Genomic DNA, 15,552 nt, shown 5'->3' on the forward strand with positions numbered 1-15,552 from the left:
CGGGGTACTTTCGAACCATGAAGGCGGTGCGACGGACCACCCGAAGCCTCCCGGCGCTGCTGTTCCTGGCGTGTGCGCTGGCGCTGGTCGCCCTGACCGCGTCCGCCCCGCGGGCCGGCGCGGCGACCAGCGTCTCGGCGATCGCCGACGCCCTGCGCCGGAGCCCCGTGTACGTCGACCCGGCGGCCGCCGCCCAGCTCTCCGCGGCCGACGCCGACAGCCTGGCCCGGCAGATCAAGGACGCGGACAAACCCCTGTTCATCGCGGTCCTGCCGGCCGGCTACCCCACCGGGAACCTGTTCACGAACCTGCGCACCGCCACCGGCATCACCGGCCTCTACGCGATCCGCCTCGGCGACCGCTTCGACGCCCGCGCCGACTCCTCCGTCCTCCCGCGGACGGCCGTGCGGAACCTGGTCACCAGCGTCCAGGGCGAGACCGCCAAGAACCAGCTGACCGACGTCACCGACCGCGCCCTGACCACCATGGGCGGCAAGGCGCCCGCGTCCTGGGGCGGCGGCACGGGCGGCTCAGGGACCTCCGGTACGGCGCTGATCGCGATCGGGGCCGTGGTCGTGGCCGGCGGGGCGGGCGCGTACGCGCTGGTCCGCCGCGGCCGCCGGCGTCACGAGGAGGAGCGGCGGGCCGCCCTGGACCGGCTCCGGGTGGTCGTCGACGAGGACATCACCGCGTTCGGCGAGGAACTGGACCGCCTCGAATTCCACCCGGCCGAGCCGGGCGCCGACGACGCGATGCGCGCGGACTACGAGCGGGCGCTGAACGCCTACGACCAGGCGAAGGCCGCCATGGCCGCGGCCCGCAGACCGGAGGACGTCCGGTCCGTCACCCAGGCGCTGGAGGACGGCCGCTTCTCGCTCGCCCAGCTGGCCGCCCGCCGCGAGGGCCGCCCGCTCCCCGAGCGCCGTCCGCCCTGCTTCTTCGACCCCCGGCACGGCCCCTCGGTCGCGGACGCCGGCTGGACCCCGCCCGGCGGCGCGCCCCGCGAGGTCCCGGTCTGCGCGGCCGACGCCACCCGCCTGGCCGACGGCCGCGACCCGGTGGTCCGCGAGGTCGACACCGAACATGGCCGCCGCCCCTACTGGGACGCGGGCCCGGCCTACGGCCCCTGGGCGGGCGGCTACTTCGGCGCTGGCATCCTCCCCGGCCTCCTGCTCGGCACGGCTCTGGGCGGCTGGATGTCCGCGCCCGCCTACGCGGCCGACTACGGCACCGGGTACGGCGACTTCGGCGGCTTCGACACCGGCGGCTACCAGGGCGGCGACGTCTCGGGCGCGGACTTCGACCCCGGGGACTTCGGCGACTTCGGCGGCGGGGGAGGGGGCGACTTCGGCGGCGGGGGCGGCGACAGCGGGGACTTCGGCGGCGGCTTCTGACCCAGGGGCTGCCCGGCGGGTCCTGCCGCAGACGCGGGGTCCGGCACGCCCTCCCCCAGAGGGGGTACCCCCAGCGGCGTTGTCGTCGGTCGCCGACGTCCCCCAGCCTTCGGCCGGGAGGTGCTCCCACCGCATCGACTCCCTACTCCGCGTCCCCCAGCCGCTCCAGCACGGCGGCGGCGAGCGACAGCACCCCGCGCTCGGTCTCGCTCAGCGCCCCGAGGGCCCCCGCCAGCCAGGCGTCCCGCTGCGCCATGTCGTCCTCCAGCGCCCGCCGCCCCGCCCCGGTCAGGCTCAGCACGGACTGCCGCCGGTCCGACGGGTCCGGCGCCCGTCCGACCAGCCCCTCCGCCTCCAGCTCCGCGAAGACCCGGGTCAGCGACTGCGGCCGCTGCCGCTCGGCGACCGCGACCTCGCCGGGCGTGGACGGCCCGTGCCGGTACAGATGGCCGAGCACCGACAGCTGGTTGGGACTGAGGCTCCCGTCCCCGCGCTCCTGCCGCAGCCGACGGTTGAACCGGAGGACGGCACGGCGGATACGGGCGGCTTCGGTGAGGTGCTCCATGGCAGCAGATCGTACGCGCAAACTTACTACTGCCCGCCGCGAAATAACCGTAATCTCGCCTCTGTGACCGTCAAACTCATACGCAATGCGTACGAAGCAGCTCTCACGATGGCGGCCGTGCTGCTCTCCTGGGGAGCCGCGCTGGCACTGGAGGGGACGGCCGGGCTCCACACCGACGCGCTGGTCCTCGCGGTCGCCCTCACCCTGACCCTCGCCTCGACCCAGCGCACCGCGGACACCCGCCGACGGCTGATCTCACTGGTGCTGCTGCCCGCGACGGCCGCCGTCTCGATCTTCGTCGGCCGCCTGCTCGCCTCCCACTACGCGACGGGCGCGGCCGTCTACACGGCCGGGATGGCGCTGGCCGTCTGGATCCGCCGCTACGGCCCGGCCGCCACCAAGGCCGGCACGCTGATCGCCCTCCCCCTGGTGGCCCTCCTCGTGGTCCCCGGCCCCGCGCTGCCGCCCGAGGCACAGAGCGGGCTGGTGACCTGGGGCTGGTCGGCGCTGATCGGGCTCATGGCGTGCTGCTCGGTGTGGCTGGTCCAGTCCCTGGGCGACCGCTTCGGCCCCTGGCGCGCCTCCCCGACCCCCGACCCGCCCCCACGCCGCTCCCGTCTCCACCCCCGCCCCAGCACCCGCATGGCCCTCCAGATGGCCGCCGGGATCACCGCCGCCTTCGCCGTTGGCCACCTGCTCTTCGACGACCACTGGCCCTGGGTCGTGCTGACCGCCTACGTCGCCGCGAGCGGCAACCGCGGCCGGACCGACGTCCTGCGCAAGGGGATCGAGCGCCTGGCCGGGGCGTGCGTGGGCACGCTCCTGGCGACGGCGGTGGCGGAGGCGGGCGTCACGGGCCACACCTCCGTGGCCCTGATGTTCGCCGTCCTGGCCGTCGCCCTGTGGCTGCGCCCCCTCAACTACGCGTACTGGGCCGCCGGCATGACCACGGCCCTGTCCCTGCTCCTCGGCTACTTCGGCCAGAACGCCGCGTCCCTGCTGCCGACGCGCCTGACGGCCATCGCGGCGGGCGCGATTCTCTCGGTGGCCTCGGCATGGTGGCTGCTGCCGGTCCCGAAACGCCGGGCCGCAGCGCGCCACCATCAGGGCGAAGCCGGACGCGCGGTGGCGTAACGCAGCCCGGCGGCATGCCACCAGGCGGGCGGGGAAGGTCCGCTGACGGCGGAGGAGGGGTGGTCCGGGTGCAGCCCGAGCCGCCACAGGGCGCGGGCTTCGACCGACAGGCTGATCCACCCGCGCCAGTGCCCGTCGGCCTCCCGTCGGCACGCGAGGTCCCAGCGGAGCTCTTCTTCCACGAACGGCATCCAGTCGATGCCGCGTTCACGCAGTCAGGCGCAGAGGGCGACGAAGGGGCGAGGGTGCCCCGGCACGTTCTCGTACGAGGTGACGAGGACCCAGTCGGTCTGCTCAGTCACGGGTGACGCGGTCAAGGAACTCACTCCAGGTGGAGGGGGCGACGGTGAGTATGGGGCCGTCGGGCGTCTTCGAGTCACGGACGTGGATGGCGGCGGGGTGGGCGGCTACCTCTACGCAGTTGCCGCCCTCGCTGCCGCTGTAGCTGGACTTGCGCCAGGAGCAGGCGACTTCGAGGCATTCGCCGCCTTCATTGCTGCTGTAGCTGGACTTGAACCATGCCAGTGCCGCGGTGTTCATGACTCTCCAAGCAGTCCAATCAAGAGGCGCACGCTCTCATCGGGTGAGAGGGCCTGTGACCGCAGCATTCCATACTTGTGGTGATAGTCGCTGACCTCGTCGGGATCCTCGACGAGGAAGCTGGCGCGTTGTACTTCCAGGTAGACAAGACGCTCGTGCTCGGGTGTCTCCAACAATGTCATCGGACCCGCGAGTCCCGCGTGTGGCATCCGGTCCATAGGCATGATCTGCATGCTCATGTGGAGGGGTTCGGTGTACTCCAGGATCTGGCGGATCTGCTCTCGCATTACCTCGGGGCCACCGACCTGTCGGCGCAGGATGCTCTCCTCCATGACGAAGTGTCCAACAGGCGGCCTCTCCCTCTGCCAGATCAACTGGCGCTCCATGCGGGCGTTTACCCACTGCTCGGCAGTCTCAGTTCCGAGCGCGGGATACCGGGAGTCGAAGGCGGCGCGGCAATATTCCCTGGTCTGAAGCAGGCCATGCACCATCTGAGTCTGGTAAGAGAGGATACCGACAGCTTCTTGTTCGTGATCGATGAGCCCCTGCGCGAACTGCACGATCCGCTCCCGGACCGGCATCTTCGCCACCAGCACGGCCAGCACCCCACCCGTCCCCAACAGTTCGTCGAACTGCTCGGCCCGATCCGGCTGAAGCGCCAGCCTCCCCTGCTCGATGGAGCCCACCGTGTCCACGTGGATGCTCGCCATCTCGGCGAACTGCTCCTGTGTGACGCGCGCTTGTTTCCTGCAGTGGGCCAGCACCGCCCCTACTGCCTGCCACGAACCGACCTTCCTGGGCTTCCTCGCCACGTGCATGCGTGTCCCTTTCCCCCGTGCGCGCCCGAACCGCTCGTAGCGGACTCGTAGAAGTCAGACCTACGTCCTCACTCACTGATCCATGATAGTCACTCACGGTGACACTCGCCTCATGAACCCGGAACCCCAACACCCCCACACCCGCGAGGCGTTCTACCGCCGGGACCGCAGATCCGTGGGCGTGGCACGCGACTTCACACGCACGGCCCTGGCCGATTGGCAGGTCGGCCCGCGCGCGGACGACGTACTGCTCTGCGTGAGCGAACTGACCACCAACGCCGTGCTCCACGGCGTACCCCCGGGGCGCGGCTTCCGGCTCCGGCTGGCCCTGCATCCCGACGGAGTCCTCCGCGCAGAGGTCCACGACAGCGGCCCGGGTGAACTCCGCTACGGCGACATGTCGCCGGACTCGGAACAGGGCCGGGGCCTGCTCCTGGTCACGCTGCTCGCGGACAAGTGGGGGGTGGGGGAGCGGGAGCCGGGAAAGTTGGTGTGGTGCGAGTTCGAGGTGAGGGAGTGACTACGACCGAGCGTTGCGCCGGGCCGTGGCGGCCCTTTCGGGGGCCCGTGCCCGCTCGTATGCTTCGGCGCTGGCGGTCCAGGCCGATTGCGCTTCGCGATGCCTGCCCTGTCGTTCATGAAGAAGTGCGGTGTTCCAGCGGACTCTGCCTACGTTGTACCAATCGCCCAGGGTTTCGTACACCGCCTCGCACCGGGAGAACGCATCGGCGGCCGTTTCGAAGTTCTGGAGATCGCTCATGAGTGAGCCGACATTGCTCCAAGCTGTGGCTACACCATGGTGATCGTCCAGTTCGGCGAAGAGATCTGCCGCATTCATGTAGGCATTGGCGGAGGTGTCGAAATCGGGCCCTTCTCTCAGGGCTGCGCCCAAATTGATCCATGCCGTTGCCTCACGCTGTCGATCCCCCAGCCGGGCGTAGATCTGCTGAGCGCTTCCGCACGCATGAGCTGCTTCCTTGAACCGGCGAAGCTCAGTGAGGGTCATGCCGAGGTTGTTCCAGGCCATCGCCTCTCTGTGGCGGTCACCCAGCCGCGCAAACAGTGCCTGACTGTGGCTGTGCATCTGCGTGGCGATGTCGTACTGCTTCCACTCGTGCATGCAACGGCCGAGGTTGGACCAGGCGGCTGCCTGCCCACTCAGGTCGCCCACCGAGTACGCCAGTTGCAGGGCACGCGTGTGCGCGATGGCGGCCTCACGATACTGCCGCAACTCGTGGTGAGCGTTTCCTGAGGAAACCAGGGAGAACATCTCGAGGGTCTGGTCGCGGTCCCGTCGAGCTGCGGCATGCAGGGCAGCGGAGACGGTCGCGCCGTCCGTGAAGTGCCGCTGGAGGTGGAGATACCTGTCGAGGCAGACTCCCAGTGGTGTGGCGATGCGGCTGTGTTCCGTCTGCTCCGCCCACAGCACGGCATTGACAAGGGAAGCATGTTCGAGGTCCAGCCATGCCAATGCCTCGTCCCGGCTTGCGAATAAGTCGGGAGAGTTCTCCACCACTTGGCCGTGGAGGCGTCGGTCGGCGGACACTGCGAGTAAGAACAGGTGGCGCAGCAGGCGGTTCCTGCTCTCCGTGGCTTCCTTACTGAAAGAGGGCTCTCCGGTACTGATCGAAAGGGCGTAGGCACGCAGCAGGTCGTGCATGACCCATCGGTCACCGTCGGCAGAAGAGGTGATCAAAGAGGCGGAGGCCAGATCGTCGAGTGTCCGCAGCAGTTCCTCGGCGTCCATCCCGCTCAAGGCGAGCGCCGTATCGAATCCGAAGTCCGAACTCGGAGCCAAAGCAAGCATGCGGAACAGCCTGCCCTGCTCGGCATGCAAGCGCTGATAGCTGACCTCGAACACCGGGCGCAGCACGAGTGGCGTCTCGTACTGGTCCAGCCCCGGTGCCTCCAGTCTGCCCACTCGGTCGGCTGCTGCCTGGAGTTCGTCGGCCAGCATGGAGATCGGGCGTGGCCTGCTTCGATGAAGCAGAGCTGCGACGATGAGCAGAGCCAGGGGCAGGCATCCGCACAGGGCGGCGAGGCGTCGTACGGCATCGGGTTCGTCGCGGGCCCGGGGGTCGGACGGGTTCCTGGTGCTGAGAGATTGTTCGATCAGGCCTGCCGCTTCATCCTGGGAGAGCGTATTGAGCTGGATCGACCGTGCGGTGAGGGAATCAAGCGAGTCCCTGGACGTCACCAGCACGCGATGCCGTGTACTCCCGGGCAGCAACGGGACCACCTGAGCGGCTGCCGAGACGTTGTCCAGGACGATCAGCACCGGTTCGCATTGGTCGAGCACGGATCGAAACAGGGCGTACCGCTCCTCCGGCACGGCAGGCAGATGCTCGTCTCGAACGCCGAAGGCGCGGAGGAAGGAGAGCACCGCCTCCTCGGGGGCCACCGGAGAGGCGTCGTAGCCACGCATGTTGACGAATAGTGTCCCGCCTGGGAAACGGGCGCGGACCGCATGCGCCGCGTGTACGGCCAACGCGGTCTTGCCCACCCCGCCGAGTCCGCTGACGGCACAGGTCGGCACGGCCCCATGATCGTCGGACGCAGTTGGGTCGAGGGCCTTCAACAGGTCTTCGACGTGCTCGGCGCGCCCGGTGAAGGCGGTCGGCGGTGCGGGCAGCGAAAATGTCGCAGTGGGAGGCGGAGCCGGCAAGTGGTGGTGTTCTTCTTTTCCGACCACATTCGCGTGGAACGTGCTGTTCTGAAAGTCGATGTGATCGTGACTGCCCACAGGACTCCCTGCCCGCGCTCCGCCCAGTCCTTCCAGTACTGCTCATCTTGGCCCATGGCATGTGATGACCGCGACAGAAAGCGAGACGCGGGGCCGCCCGGCCCCGTCCGGGGCCGTGACCGCTGCCTCAGGGGCTCGTTAAGGGAAACGTACTTCCGGGAAACGTACTTCCGGGAAACGTACTTCCCGTAACTTCGCTCTGGAGGCGTCCATGCCCCGGTCTCGCTCCCACCTCCCGAAACCCCCGGACATGTTCGCCCGCGGCTGGGAGTGGAGCGAGCTCACCGCCTTCGCGGGCGACGAAGGGCCGGAGGCCACCATGGCCGTCGTCTCCGGGCGGCGGCGGCAGGGCAAGTCCTTCCTGCTCGACTCGCTCGCCCGAGCGGCCGGGGGCTTCTACTTCTGTGCCTACGAGGCCACGGAGGCCGAGTCGCTGCGCCGCTTCGGTGAGGAACTCGGCCAGTACAGCGGCAGCGTCGCGCCGATGCGGTTCGACCGCTGGGAACAGGCGATCGACGCGCTCCTCGCCCTCGGGAAGGAGCGGCCCCTTCCCGTCGTCATCGACGAGTTCCCGTACCTGGCCAGAGCGACCCCCTCACTGCCCTCGATCGTGCAGGTGGCGTACGGCCCCCGGCGGCCGGAGCGGCTGGAGTCCCGCACCCGCCTCCTGCTCTGCGGAAGCTCTCTGTCCTTCATGGGCAAGCTGCTCAGCGGCACGTCGCCGCTCCGCGGCCGCGCCGGTCTCGAACTCGTCGTGCATCCGCTCGACTTCCGCCAGGCCGCGGCCTTCTGGGGCATCGACGACCACCGGCTCGCGCTCCTCGTCCACAGCGTCGTCGGCGGAACGCCGGCCTATCGCAGGGAGTTCGTACGCGACGACACCCCGGTCGACCTCGCAGACTTCGACGCCTGGGTCTGCCGTACCGCGCTCTCGCCCCGCTCACCGCTCTACCGTGAGGCCCGCTACCTCCTGGCGGACGAGTCCGACCTGCGGGATCGGGCCCTGTATCACTCGGTACTCGCGGCGCTCGCATCCGGCAACGCAACGGCGGGCCGGATCGCCGGCAGTCTGGAGCGTCCCACCAGCGACATCACCCATCCCCTCACCGTGCTCCAGGACTGCGGACTGGTGCGCCGGGAGGCGGACGCGTTCCGCAGGAACCGCAGCGTCTACCGTGTCGGCGAGCCGCTCATCGCCTTCGACCATGCCATCTCCCGGCCCAAACTCCCTCTGCTGGACCGGGGCTTGGCGGAGCAGGTCTGGGAGAGCTCCCGGGCACGGTTCCTCTCCGCCGTGGTGGGGCCGCACTTCGAACAGATCTGTCGGGAATGGGTCACCCACTTCGCGGCTCCGGAGACCTTCGGGGGCATGCCGATCGATGTCTCGTACGGGACCGTCCCGGATCAGGCGGAGCGCACCGGACATGAGATCGACGTGGTCGTACGAGGGGCTGTGGGCCAGGACAGCGGAGTGCTGCTGTCCCTGGGTGAGGCCAAGTGGGACCGAGTGATGGGGCTGGGGCATCTGGAGCGGCTGCGTCACGTCGCCACGCTGCTGGCGGGGCGCGGAGCCGACATGTCCGCCGTCCGGCTCGCCTGCTACAGCGGAGCCGGGTTCACCGACGACCTCCGGGCGGCCGGCGACCGGGGAGAGGTGGTACTGGTCGACCTGGCGCGTCTGTACGAAGGTGAGTGAGCCAGGTGACCTCGAAGGGCCCGGCGACCTGGACGCCGGTGACACCCGGTTCGCGAGGTCGCGTCGAGCGGGCCTCTCTCCGGGGGCCGGACACGGCCGAGCGCCCGGCCTCAGGGGAGTGGGAGGCGGGCGCTCGGTGGGCGTGGTCGGGGTCGGCGGTTCGGCGCCGCGGGATCACGCGTTCTTGATCGCCGAGATGTCGAAGTTCAGCTTGATCTTGTCGGAGACGAGGACGCCGCCGGTCTCCAGCGCCGCGTTCCAGGTGACGCCCCAGTCGGAGCGCTTGATCTCGGCCTTGCCCTCGAAGCCGACGCGCTCGTTGCCGAAGGGGTCCTTGGCGGCGCCGTTGAACTCCAGGTCGATGGTGACCGGCTTGGTGACACCGAGGATCGTGAGGTCGCCGGTGATGCGGTAGTCGTCGCCGCCGAGGGCCTCCGCCTCGGTGGAGCGGAAGGTCATCGTCGGGAACTCGTCGATCTTGAAGAAGTCGGCCGACTTCAGGTGACCGTCACGGTCGGGGCTGCCGGTGGTGATGCTGTCCATCTTGATGTCCAGCGAGGCCGTGGACTTCGACGGGTCCGCGCCGTCCAGGTGCAGGGTGCCCTCGAACTCCTGGAAGCTGCCCTTGACGTTGGTGACCATCGCGTGGCGGGCCACGAAACCGAGCGTGGTGTGCGCGGGGTCGATCGTGTAGTCGCCGGTCAGTGCGGCGGTGGCGGCGGTCGCGCCGGTGGAAGTGCTCTCGTCGTTCTTACGGCCGAAGATGCCCATGACGTGCTCCTTGGGGGACGGGGTCGCGGCTTCGAAGCGGGTGGATGGGGAAGCCGCGGCCTTGATGTTTAATGTTCAACGAACTCAACGGGAGACACCGTAGACCTATTCCATTCAATGTTCAACATCATCCGTGTGTGTCGCGGTCATCGCGCAGCGTAATGTTCCGCTGCCGTTCGTGACGGCGGGACCCGCTGAGGGGCTAGGCTCTGTGTGGGTGAACCGCCGTCCGGAGTCCTGTGTCACTCCGCGGGTGGTATGGACCGGCCGCGGATGTGGGGCGGGTCTCAGTGTCCCCCTTTGTGGTGCCCCTACAACAGCCAAGCCCCCTGAGCAGTCGGAACGGCTGCATGCGGTCCTGGTTCTGTTCAGTGGTTCCAGTAAAACGCGCCGGAGACTGTACGGAGTCGACGTCTCGCATTCCTCGGTGTCCTTCGTAAGGTCGCTACATGACCGTTTTGGAAGAGACGACGGGCGAGCCCACCGGTGAACCGACGGACGCGCGCGGGCGGGTCGCCGAGCTGCACGACATCCGTGCGGTGGCCGTGGCGGGCCCCAGCGAGAAGGCGACCGAGGCGCAGCACGCCAAGGGCAAGCTGACGGCCCGGGAGCGCATCGAGCTGCTCCTGGACCCGGGTTCCTTCCAGGAGGTCGAGCAGCTGCGGCGGCACCGCGCGGTCGGCTTCGGCCTGGAGGCCAAGAAGCCGTACACCGACGGTGTCATCACCGGCTGGGGCACGGTCGACGGCCGTACGGTCTTCGTCTACGCGCACGACTTCCGGATCTTCGGCGGCGCCCTGGGCGAGGCCCACGCCACCAAGATCCACAAGATCATGGACATGGCCATCGCGGCCGGTGCCCCGCTGGTCTCGCTGAACGACGGTGCCGGCGCCCGTATCCAGGAGGGCGTCAGCGCCCTCGCCGGCTACGGCGGCATCTTCCAGCGCAACACCAAGGCGTCCGGTGTCATCCCGCAGATCAGCGTGATGCTCGGCCCGTGCGCGGGCGGCGCCGCCTACAGCCCCGCCCTCACCGACTTCGTCTTCATGGTCCGCGAGACCTCGCAGATGTTCATCACCGGCCCGGACGTCGTCAAGGCGGTCACCGGCGAGGAGATCACCCAGAACGGCCTCGGCGGCGCCGACGTCCACGCGGAGACCTCCGGCGTCTGCCACTTCGCGTACGACGACGAGGAGACCTGCATCGCGGAGGTCCGCTACCTCCTCTCCCTCCTCCCGCAGAACAACCGCGAGAACCCGCCCCGGGCGGAGTCGGCGGACCCGATCGAACGCCGCGGCGACACCCTCCTCGACCTCGTCCCGGCCGACGGCAACCGGCCGTACGACATGGCCAAGGTCATCGAGGAGATCGTCGACGACGGCGAGTACCTGGAGGTCCACGAGCGCTGGGCGCGGAACATCATCTGCGCGCTCGCCCGGATCGACGGCCAGGTGGTGGGCATCATCGCCAACCAGCCGCAGGTGCTGGCGGGCGTCCTGGACATCGAGGCCAGTGAAAAAGCTGCGCGCTTTGTTCAGATGTGTGACGCTTTCAATGTTCCGATCGTCACATTCCTGGACGTACCGGGCTTCCTTCCGGGTGTCGACCAGGAGCACGGCGGGATCATCCGCCACGGTGCGAAGCTCCTCTACGCCTACTGCAACGCCACCGTGCCCCGGATCTCCCTGATCCTGCGCAAGGCGTACGGAGGTGCCTACATCGTGATGGACTCCCAGTCGATCGGTGCCGACCTGACGTACGCCTGGCCGACGAACGAGATCGCGGTCATGGGCGCCGAGGGAGCGGCCAACGTCATCTTCCGCCGCCAGATCGGCGCGGCCGAGGACCCCGAGGCCATGCGGCAGAAGATGGTCAAGGAGTACAAGGCCGAGCTCATGCACCCCTACTACGCGGCCGAGCGCGGCCTGGTCGACGACGTCATCGACCCGGCCGAGACCCGCGAGGTGCTTGCCAGGTCCCTGGCGATGCTGCAGACCAAGCACGCCGACCTGCCGTCCCGTAAGCACGGCAACCCCCCGCAGTAATCCTGCGGAAACCTCTCTCACGGAGACTGACACCCATGAACGTGCCTGACATCCGCGTCGAGAAGGGCAACGCCGACCCGGAGGAAGTCGCCGCCATCACGGCGGTCCTCCTGGCCCGCGCGGCCGCCCGGCCGACCGCCGACACCGAGCAGACCCACCGAGGCCGCGCCAAGGCCGGCTGGCGCCGCCTGGAGCGCGAGAACGGCTTCCGCGCCCCGCACAGCTGGCACTGAGCCCGCAGTAACGACGCTTGCGTACGACGACCGTCGGCCCCGTCACCCTTTCGGGCGGCGGGGCCGACGGCGTGCGCGGCCGTCAGGTCCGGGGCGTCAGCAGGTGCCGCCGCCGTTGTCGCAGGCGATCTGGGCGACCGCCTGGACCAGGGCCTGCTCGGCCTGTTCCAGCCACCACGGTGTCTCGTTCTGAAGGTCCACCGCCTGGCCGAACGCCTCGTCCATCCAGTTGGGCTCCAGACCGTCGTCACTGGCGTTGCAGTCGGAGACCCGCTCGTTGTCGCTCTGGGCGGCGCTGCCGAGCGCCTGGGCGAAGGCGCTCGTCGAGTCGTAGAACGACTGCTCCATCTTGGTGAAGGCGTCGTCCACGCGCTGGTCGGTGGGGGCGGGCGCGGGGTTCACGCCCTGGTTCTGCAGTTCCGTCGCCCAGCGCTGCGCGTTGTTGCTGATCCAGTTCTTCATGAACTCCTTGAACGCCTCCTCGCTCGTGGTCGCCAGCCAGCACTGTTCGGCGGTGTAGCCGCCGATCGGCGCACCTGCGGAAGTCCCGGATCCCCCGGGGCAGTTGGCCACCCCCGTGCCGCCGAGCCCGACGGTGCCGGTACCCGGGTCCACTACGGTGCCGGTGCCGGTGCCGGTGCCGGTGCCGGTGCCCGGCCGGCAGGCGACGGCGTCGGCGACGGAGCTGATCTTCGCGGTGGCGGCACGGTGGCCGGTGAGCTCGGGCAGGGCGCCGGACGTCTTGAGGCCGACGCCCGTCCCGACGATCGCCGTGGCGGTGAGCAGGGCGGCGGTGACGCGCAGGGAGGGGCGCCTGGGCAGGAGGGACGGGCGCCGGGACAGGAAGTCGAACATGGTTTCTCCTTGGGGTGTCAGTACCAGTGGTGGGTCTGCCAGAAGGCCCAGGCGGCGCAGGCGCTGCCGTAGCGGGCGGTGACGTAGGAGCGCATCCAGCGCAGCTGGGTGGTGGGATCCGTGCGCCAGTCACCGCCGTAGCGGGCCATCTTCGAACCGGGCACGGCCTGCGCGAGGCCGTAGGCGCCGGACGTGGGATCGGTGGCGGTGGTACGCCATCCGGACTCGCGGCTGACGATCTCGGCGGCGCAGCCGTACTGGCCGCCGAAGACGGCCACCGCGGCGCGGCGGGCGGAGCCGCCCGGGGGTGCCGGGGCGGCGGCCCGTGCCGCGGTGGTGCGGGCGGCCGGCGTTCCGGCCCGGGCGTGGACGCGGACGTGGACGCTGACGCTGACGTAGGCGTCGACGGCGGACGCGACCGGCAGGGGCGCGTACCGGACCCGGGTGCCGGTGTGGGCGGCCTCGATGACCCGGCCGTCGCCCGCGTACAGCTGGACGTGGCCGAAGGAGTAGGTGAACACCAGGTCTCCGGGCCGGAGTCGGGCACGGCTCGTACGGGAGCCGGTGCGGGCCTGGGCGGCTGCCGTGCGCGGCAGCCGGACACCGGCCGCTTCCCAGGCGGCCTGGACCAGCCCAGAGCAGTCGTAACCGCCGTTCCCGGTACCGCCCCAGCGGTACGGGGTGCCGAGCCGGCCGCGGGCGAACGCCACCGCGACGCTGCCCGCCGGGGCAGGGGCCGGGGTGGTGTGCGCCTTTGGCCGGTGACCGCTGCCGGCGCCCGGTGCGGGGATCGCCAGGCGGCCGCCGGCCCGGATCAGGGTGGAGGTGCCCAGGTGGTTGGCGCGTTGCAGGGCGGCGACCGTGGTGCCGTACCGCTGGGCCAGGCCCCAGAGGGTGTCTCCCGGGCGCAACAGGACGGTACGGGCGGTGCGTCGGGTGGGGGAGTGCCGACTCGCGGCCGGGCGGGGCATGGGTCTGGGGGCGATGCGGGTGGCGGTCGGCGCGTGGGTGCCGGCCGCGCTTCTCGTAGCGGTGGCGTAGGCCGCCCCGGAGGCTCCGGTCAGGGAGAGGAAGAGGACCAGGAGGACGGCGAGGAGAGGGACGCGGGGCAGACGAAGGGCGGTCATGGCGGGGTCTCCCGGAGAGCGGGGGGAAGGGGCGGTGACTCCATCTGACGGCCCGGCGGATTGACGCACCAGCAGCTTTTGTTGACCGATTGGCGTCGAACGGGGCCGGGTGCGGCAGCCCGCGTCCAAGGTCAACTGGTCAACAAACAAACCTGGTTGAGCGGCGCGGGCCGTGCGTGGACTGGAGGCAGCACCCCGAGACGAGGAGAGGGCCCCATGGAGAGTTCGCATCTGCCGCCCGCGTTCCGCAGGGCCGTCACGTACGGCGCCGGAGCCCTGGCGGCGGTACTGACCGGAGCGGCGCTCTGCGCGCTGCCGGCACCCTCAGCCACCCCGCGCACGGCCCGGATCGCCGACACGGCCGCCTCATCGAGCCCGGCCACCGGCTCGGTGACCCCGTCCGCCGCCTCCTCGACCCCGTCCAGCGGCCCGGCGACCCCGTCCAGCGGTTCCGGCACGGCGTCGGCGGCCTGCGGCACGTCACCGGCGCCGACGGCGGGTACACCCTCGGCCAGCCCCCTGACCAGCCCGGACATCGAACCGGCCGCACCTTCCGACGCCGCCTCCGCCACGCCCGCCGACGCCGCCTCCACCACACCCTCCGACGCCGCCTCCGCGACGCCCTCCGACGCCGCCTCCGCCACGACGTCGGCCGCTTCCGCCTTCCACGGCATCTACGCCTTCAGCGGCGGCAACACCTCCGACCTCGCCACCGACCCCGACGTGGCCGGACGGTCGCTCGTCTACTACTGGGCCCAACTGGAGCCGCGGCAGGGCCAGTACTGCTGGAACCTCATCGACCAGGACATGAGGCCGTGGGTGACCGCGGGCAAGAAGGTCGTCCTCCGGGTCTCCGCGGCCGGCTGGGCGAAGTGGGACACCGCCGCGGACTCGGCGCACGGCACCCCGGCCTGGGTCTACGCCCAGGGCGTCAGGTCGGTGACGGAGCAGGACGGCGCGGTCATGCCGGAGTACTGGAGCCAGACCTTCGAAAGCGACCTGGACACGTTTCTGGCCGCCTTCGCCGCCCGCTACGACGGCGACGCCGCCGTCTCCGCCGTGGACATCTCCATCGGCGTCGGCGGAGAGAGCAAGGCCGACAGCGAGAAGAACCCCGGTCTGCTCCCGCTGTGGCAGTCCATCGGCTACACCGACGAACTGTGGTGGGGATACGCCCAGCACACCATCACCACCTATACGAGCCTCTTCCACCGCACCCCGCTGGCGCTGATGCCGGACAAGACGTTCATCGGGGGCACCGACGGATACGACGAGAGCAAGATCGTCAACTATGCGGTGGCCAAGGGCATCTGGCTCCAGGACAACGGCGTCGTCCCCGGCCGTACCCTGTCCGCGCCGTGGGGCCGGACTCCCGTCATCGCAGAGATGCGCGGCGCCACGGGCGACACCGGCGACAACCTGGCCGACGACCTGGAGGCCGCCGTGGCCGAACACCCCGTGTTCATCCTCGTGTTCACCAGCGACATCACCGACGCCGACCGCGCCGTCCTGCATCAGGTCGCCGCGACCGCCGGTACCGGCGGCTGACCGCCCGTGATGGCCGGATCACGGCGGTTACGGCACCGGTCGAGCACTAATATGACCGGGCGGTGGTACCCGTGGGGCTGAGG

The 15,552-nt window shown here is 70.1% G+C and carries 15 protein-coding genes; 7 read left to right on the forward strand and 8 right to left on the reverse strand.

The window, feature by feature from the left end:
• Window positions 1-17 precede the first annotated feature (17 nt).
• Window positions 18-1,394, forward strand: a complete 1,377-nt coding sequence (locus AB0P24_RS24385; RefSeq protein ID WP_365797348.1) for a hypothetical protein — start codon at window positions 18-20, stop codon at window positions 1,392-1,394.
• A gap of 142 nt (window positions 1,395-1,536) precedes the next feature.
• On the opposite strand, the gene AB0P24_RS24390 is transcribed toward AB0P24_RS24385, so the two are convergent.
• Entirely contained in the window at window positions 1,537-1,959 is a 423-nt protein-coding gene (locus AB0P24_RS24390) for a MarR family transcriptional regulator (protein WP_365797350.1), read from the reverse strand.
• 63 nt (window positions 1,960-2,022) lie between these two features.
• Here AB0P24_RS24390 and AB0P24_RS24395 point away from each other — a divergent pair, with 63 nt between their 5' ends.
• Window positions 2,023-3,093 carry an FUSC family protein gene (locus tag AB0P24_RS24395; protein WP_365797352.1) on the forward strand — a complete coding sequence of 357 codons (1,071 nt, stop codon included), beginning with the start codon at window positions 2,023-2,025 and terminating at the stop codon, window positions 3,091-3,093.
• Here AB0P24_RS24395 and AB0P24_RS24400 read toward each other — a convergent pair.
• From AB0P24_RS24400 to AB0P24_RS24410, 3 genes are all read right to left on the reverse strand, one after another.
• A complete protein-coding gene (locus AB0P24_RS24400) occupies window positions 3,063-3,284 on the reverse strand; it encodes a hypothetical protein (RefSeq protein ID WP_365797354.1) in 222 nt (73 codons plus the stop codon). The genes AB0P24_RS24395 and AB0P24_RS24400 overlap by 31 nt on opposite strands.
• A gap of 103 nt (window positions 3,285-3,387) precedes the next feature.
• Window positions 3,388-3,633: a DUF397 domain-containing protein gene (locus AB0P24_RS24405; RefSeq protein ID WP_365797356.1), complete on the reverse strand. Its 246-nt coding sequence runs from the start codon at window positions 3,631-3,633 to the stop codon at window positions 3,388-3,390.
• The gene (locus tag AB0P24_RS24410) at window positions 3,630-4,451 is read right to left on the reverse strand and encodes a helix-turn-helix transcriptional regulator (RefSeq protein WP_365797357.1); all 822 of its coding nucleotides are present in this window, start codon (window positions 4,449-4,451) and stop codon (window positions 3,630-3,632) included. The genes AB0P24_RS24405 and AB0P24_RS24410 overlap by 4 nt, the downstream gene beginning before the upstream one ends.
• 112 nt (window positions 4,452-4,563) lie before the next feature.
• On the opposite strand from AB0P24_RS24410, the gene AB0P24_RS24415 reads away from it, so the two are divergent.
• Complete coding sequence (locus AB0P24_RS24415) at window positions 4,564-4,971, forward strand: ATP-binding protein (RefSeq protein ID WP_365797359.1); 408 nt, start codon at window positions 4,564-4,566, stop codon at window positions 4,969-4,971.
• Here the strand turns inward: AB0P24_RS24415 and AB0P24_RS24420 are convergent, their stop codons facing one another.
• The gene (locus AB0P24_RS24420) at window positions 4,972-7,194 is read right to left on the reverse strand and encodes a tetratricopeptide repeat protein (RefSeq protein ID WP_365797361.1); all 2,223 of its coding nucleotides are present in this window, start codon (window positions 7,192-7,194) and stop codon (window positions 4,972-4,974) included. It lies immediately after the preceding gene.
• Between the two features lie 211 nt (window positions 7,195-7,405).
• On the opposite strand from AB0P24_RS24420, the gene AB0P24_RS24425 reads away from it, so the two are divergent.
• On the forward strand, window positions 7,406-8,890 hold the full coding sequence (locus tag AB0P24_RS24425; RefSeq protein WP_365797363.1) for an ATP-binding protein: 1,485 nt from the start codon (window positions 7,406-7,408) through the stop codon (window positions 8,888-8,890).
• 174 nt (window positions 8,891-9,064) lie between these two features.
• Here the strand turns inward: AB0P24_RS24425 and AB0P24_RS24430 are convergent, their stop codons facing one another.
• Window positions 9,065-9,661 (reverse strand): YceI family protein, encoded by a 597-nt coding sequence (locus tag AB0P24_RS24430; RefSeq protein WP_365797365.1) that lies wholly within the window; start codon window positions 9,659-9,661, stop codon window positions 9,065-9,067.
• 449 nt (window positions 9,662-10,110) lie between these two features.
• On the opposite strand from AB0P24_RS24430, the gene AB0P24_RS24435 reads away from it, so the two are divergent.
• Both AB0P24_RS24435 and AB0P24_RS24440 read left to right on the forward strand, forming a co-directional pair.
• On the forward strand, window positions 10,111-11,706 hold the full coding sequence (locus AB0P24_RS24435) for an acyl-CoA carboxylase subunit beta (protein WP_365797367.1): 1,596 nt from the start codon (window positions 10,111-10,113) through the stop codon (window positions 11,704-11,706).
• Window positions 11,707-11,741: 35 nt separating this feature from the next.
• Entirely contained in the window at window positions 11,742-11,939 is a 198-nt protein-coding gene (locus tag AB0P24_RS24440) for an acyl-CoA carboxylase subunit epsilon (protein ID WP_089098553.1), read from the forward strand.
• 96 nt (window positions 11,940-12,035) lie between these two features.
• On the opposite strand, the gene AB0P24_RS24445 is transcribed toward AB0P24_RS24440, so the two are convergent.
• Together AB0P24_RS24445 and AB0P24_RS24450 are read right to left on the reverse strand one after the other, a co-directional pair.
• Window positions 12,036-12,794: a hypothetical protein gene (locus AB0P24_RS24445; RefSeq protein ID WP_365797369.1), complete on the reverse strand. Its 759-nt coding sequence runs from the start codon at window positions 12,792-12,794 to the stop codon at window positions 12,036-12,038.
• A 17-nt stretch (window positions 12,795-12,811) separates the two neighbouring features.
• Window positions 12,812-13,921 carry an NlpC/P60 family protein gene (locus AB0P24_RS24450; RefSeq protein ID WP_365797371.1) on the reverse strand — a complete coding sequence of 370 codons (1,110 nt, stop codon included), beginning with the start codon at window positions 13,919-13,921 and terminating at the stop codon, window positions 12,812-12,814.
• Between the two features lie 216 nt (window positions 13,922-14,137).
• Between AB0P24_RS24450 and AB0P24_RS24455 the strand changes: the two genes are divergently transcribed.
• Window positions 14,138-15,469, forward strand: a complete 1,332-nt coding sequence (locus AB0P24_RS24455; RefSeq protein WP_365797373.1) for a hypothetical protein — start codon at window positions 14,138-14,140, stop codon at window positions 15,467-15,469.
• Window positions 15,470-15,552: the final 83 nt, after the last annotated feature.

The organism is Streptomyces sp. NPDC086519 (assembly GCF_040686075.1).
GTDB classification, from domain to species: domain Bacteria; phylum Actinomycetota; class Actinomycetes; order Streptomycetales; family Streptomycetaceae; genus Streptomyces; species Streptomyces shenzhenensis.

Bases quoted from the DNA above. Each gene is read 5' to 3' on its own strand.
- AB0P24_RS24385 (WP_365797348.1), top strand. From the start codon at position 18: ATGAAGGCGGTGCGACGGACCACCCGAAGCCTCCCGGCGCTGCTGTTC.
- AB0P24_RS24390 (WP_365797350.1), bottom strand. From the start codon at position 1,959: ATGGAGCACCTCACCGAAGCCGCCCGTATCCGCCGTGCCGTCCTCCGG.
- AB0P24_RS24400 (WP_365797354.1), bottom strand. From the start codon at position 3,284: ATGCCGTTCGTGGAAGAAGAGCTCCGCTGGGACCTCGCGTGCCGACGG.
- AB0P24_RS24405 (WP_365797356.1), bottom strand. From the start codon at position 3,633: ATGAACACCGCGGCACTGGCATGGTTCAAGTCCAGCTACAGCAGCAAT.
- AB0P24_RS24410 (WP_365797357.1), bottom strand. From the start codon at position 4,451: ATGCACGTGGCGAGGAAGCCCAGGAAGGTCGGTTCGTGGCAGGCAGTA.
- AB0P24_RS24415 (WP_365797359.1), top strand. From the start codon at position 4,564: ATGAACCCGGAACCCCAACACCCCCACACCCGCGAGGCGTTCTACCGC.
- AB0P24_RS24425 (WP_365797363.1), top strand. From the start codon at position 7,406: ATGCCCCGGTCTCGCTCCCACCTCCCGAAACCCCCGGACATGTTCGCC.
- AB0P24_RS24430 (WP_365797365.1), bottom strand. From the start codon at position 9,661: ATGGGCATCTTCGGCCGTAAGAACGACGAGAGCACTTCCACCGGCGCG.
- AB0P24_RS24435 (WP_365797367.1), top strand. From the start codon at position 10,111: ATGACCGTTTTGGAAGAGACGACGGGCGAGCCCACCGGTGAACCGACG.
- AB0P24_RS24440 (WP_089098553.1), top strand. From the start codon at position 11,742: ATGAACGTGCCTGACATCCGCGTCGAGAAGGGCAACGCCGACCCGGAG.
- AB0P24_RS24445 (WP_365797369.1), bottom strand. From the start codon at position 12,794: ATGTTCGACTTCCTGTCCCGGCGCCCGTCCCTCCTGCCCAGGCGCCCC.
- AB0P24_RS24450 (WP_365797371.1), bottom strand. From the start codon at position 13,921: ATGACCGCCCTTCGTCTGCCCCGCGTCCCTCTCCTCGCCGTCCTCCTG.
- AB0P24_RS24455 (WP_365797373.1), top strand. From the start codon at position 14,138: ATGGAGAGTTCGCATCTGCCGCCCGCGTTCCGCAGGGCCGTCACGTAC.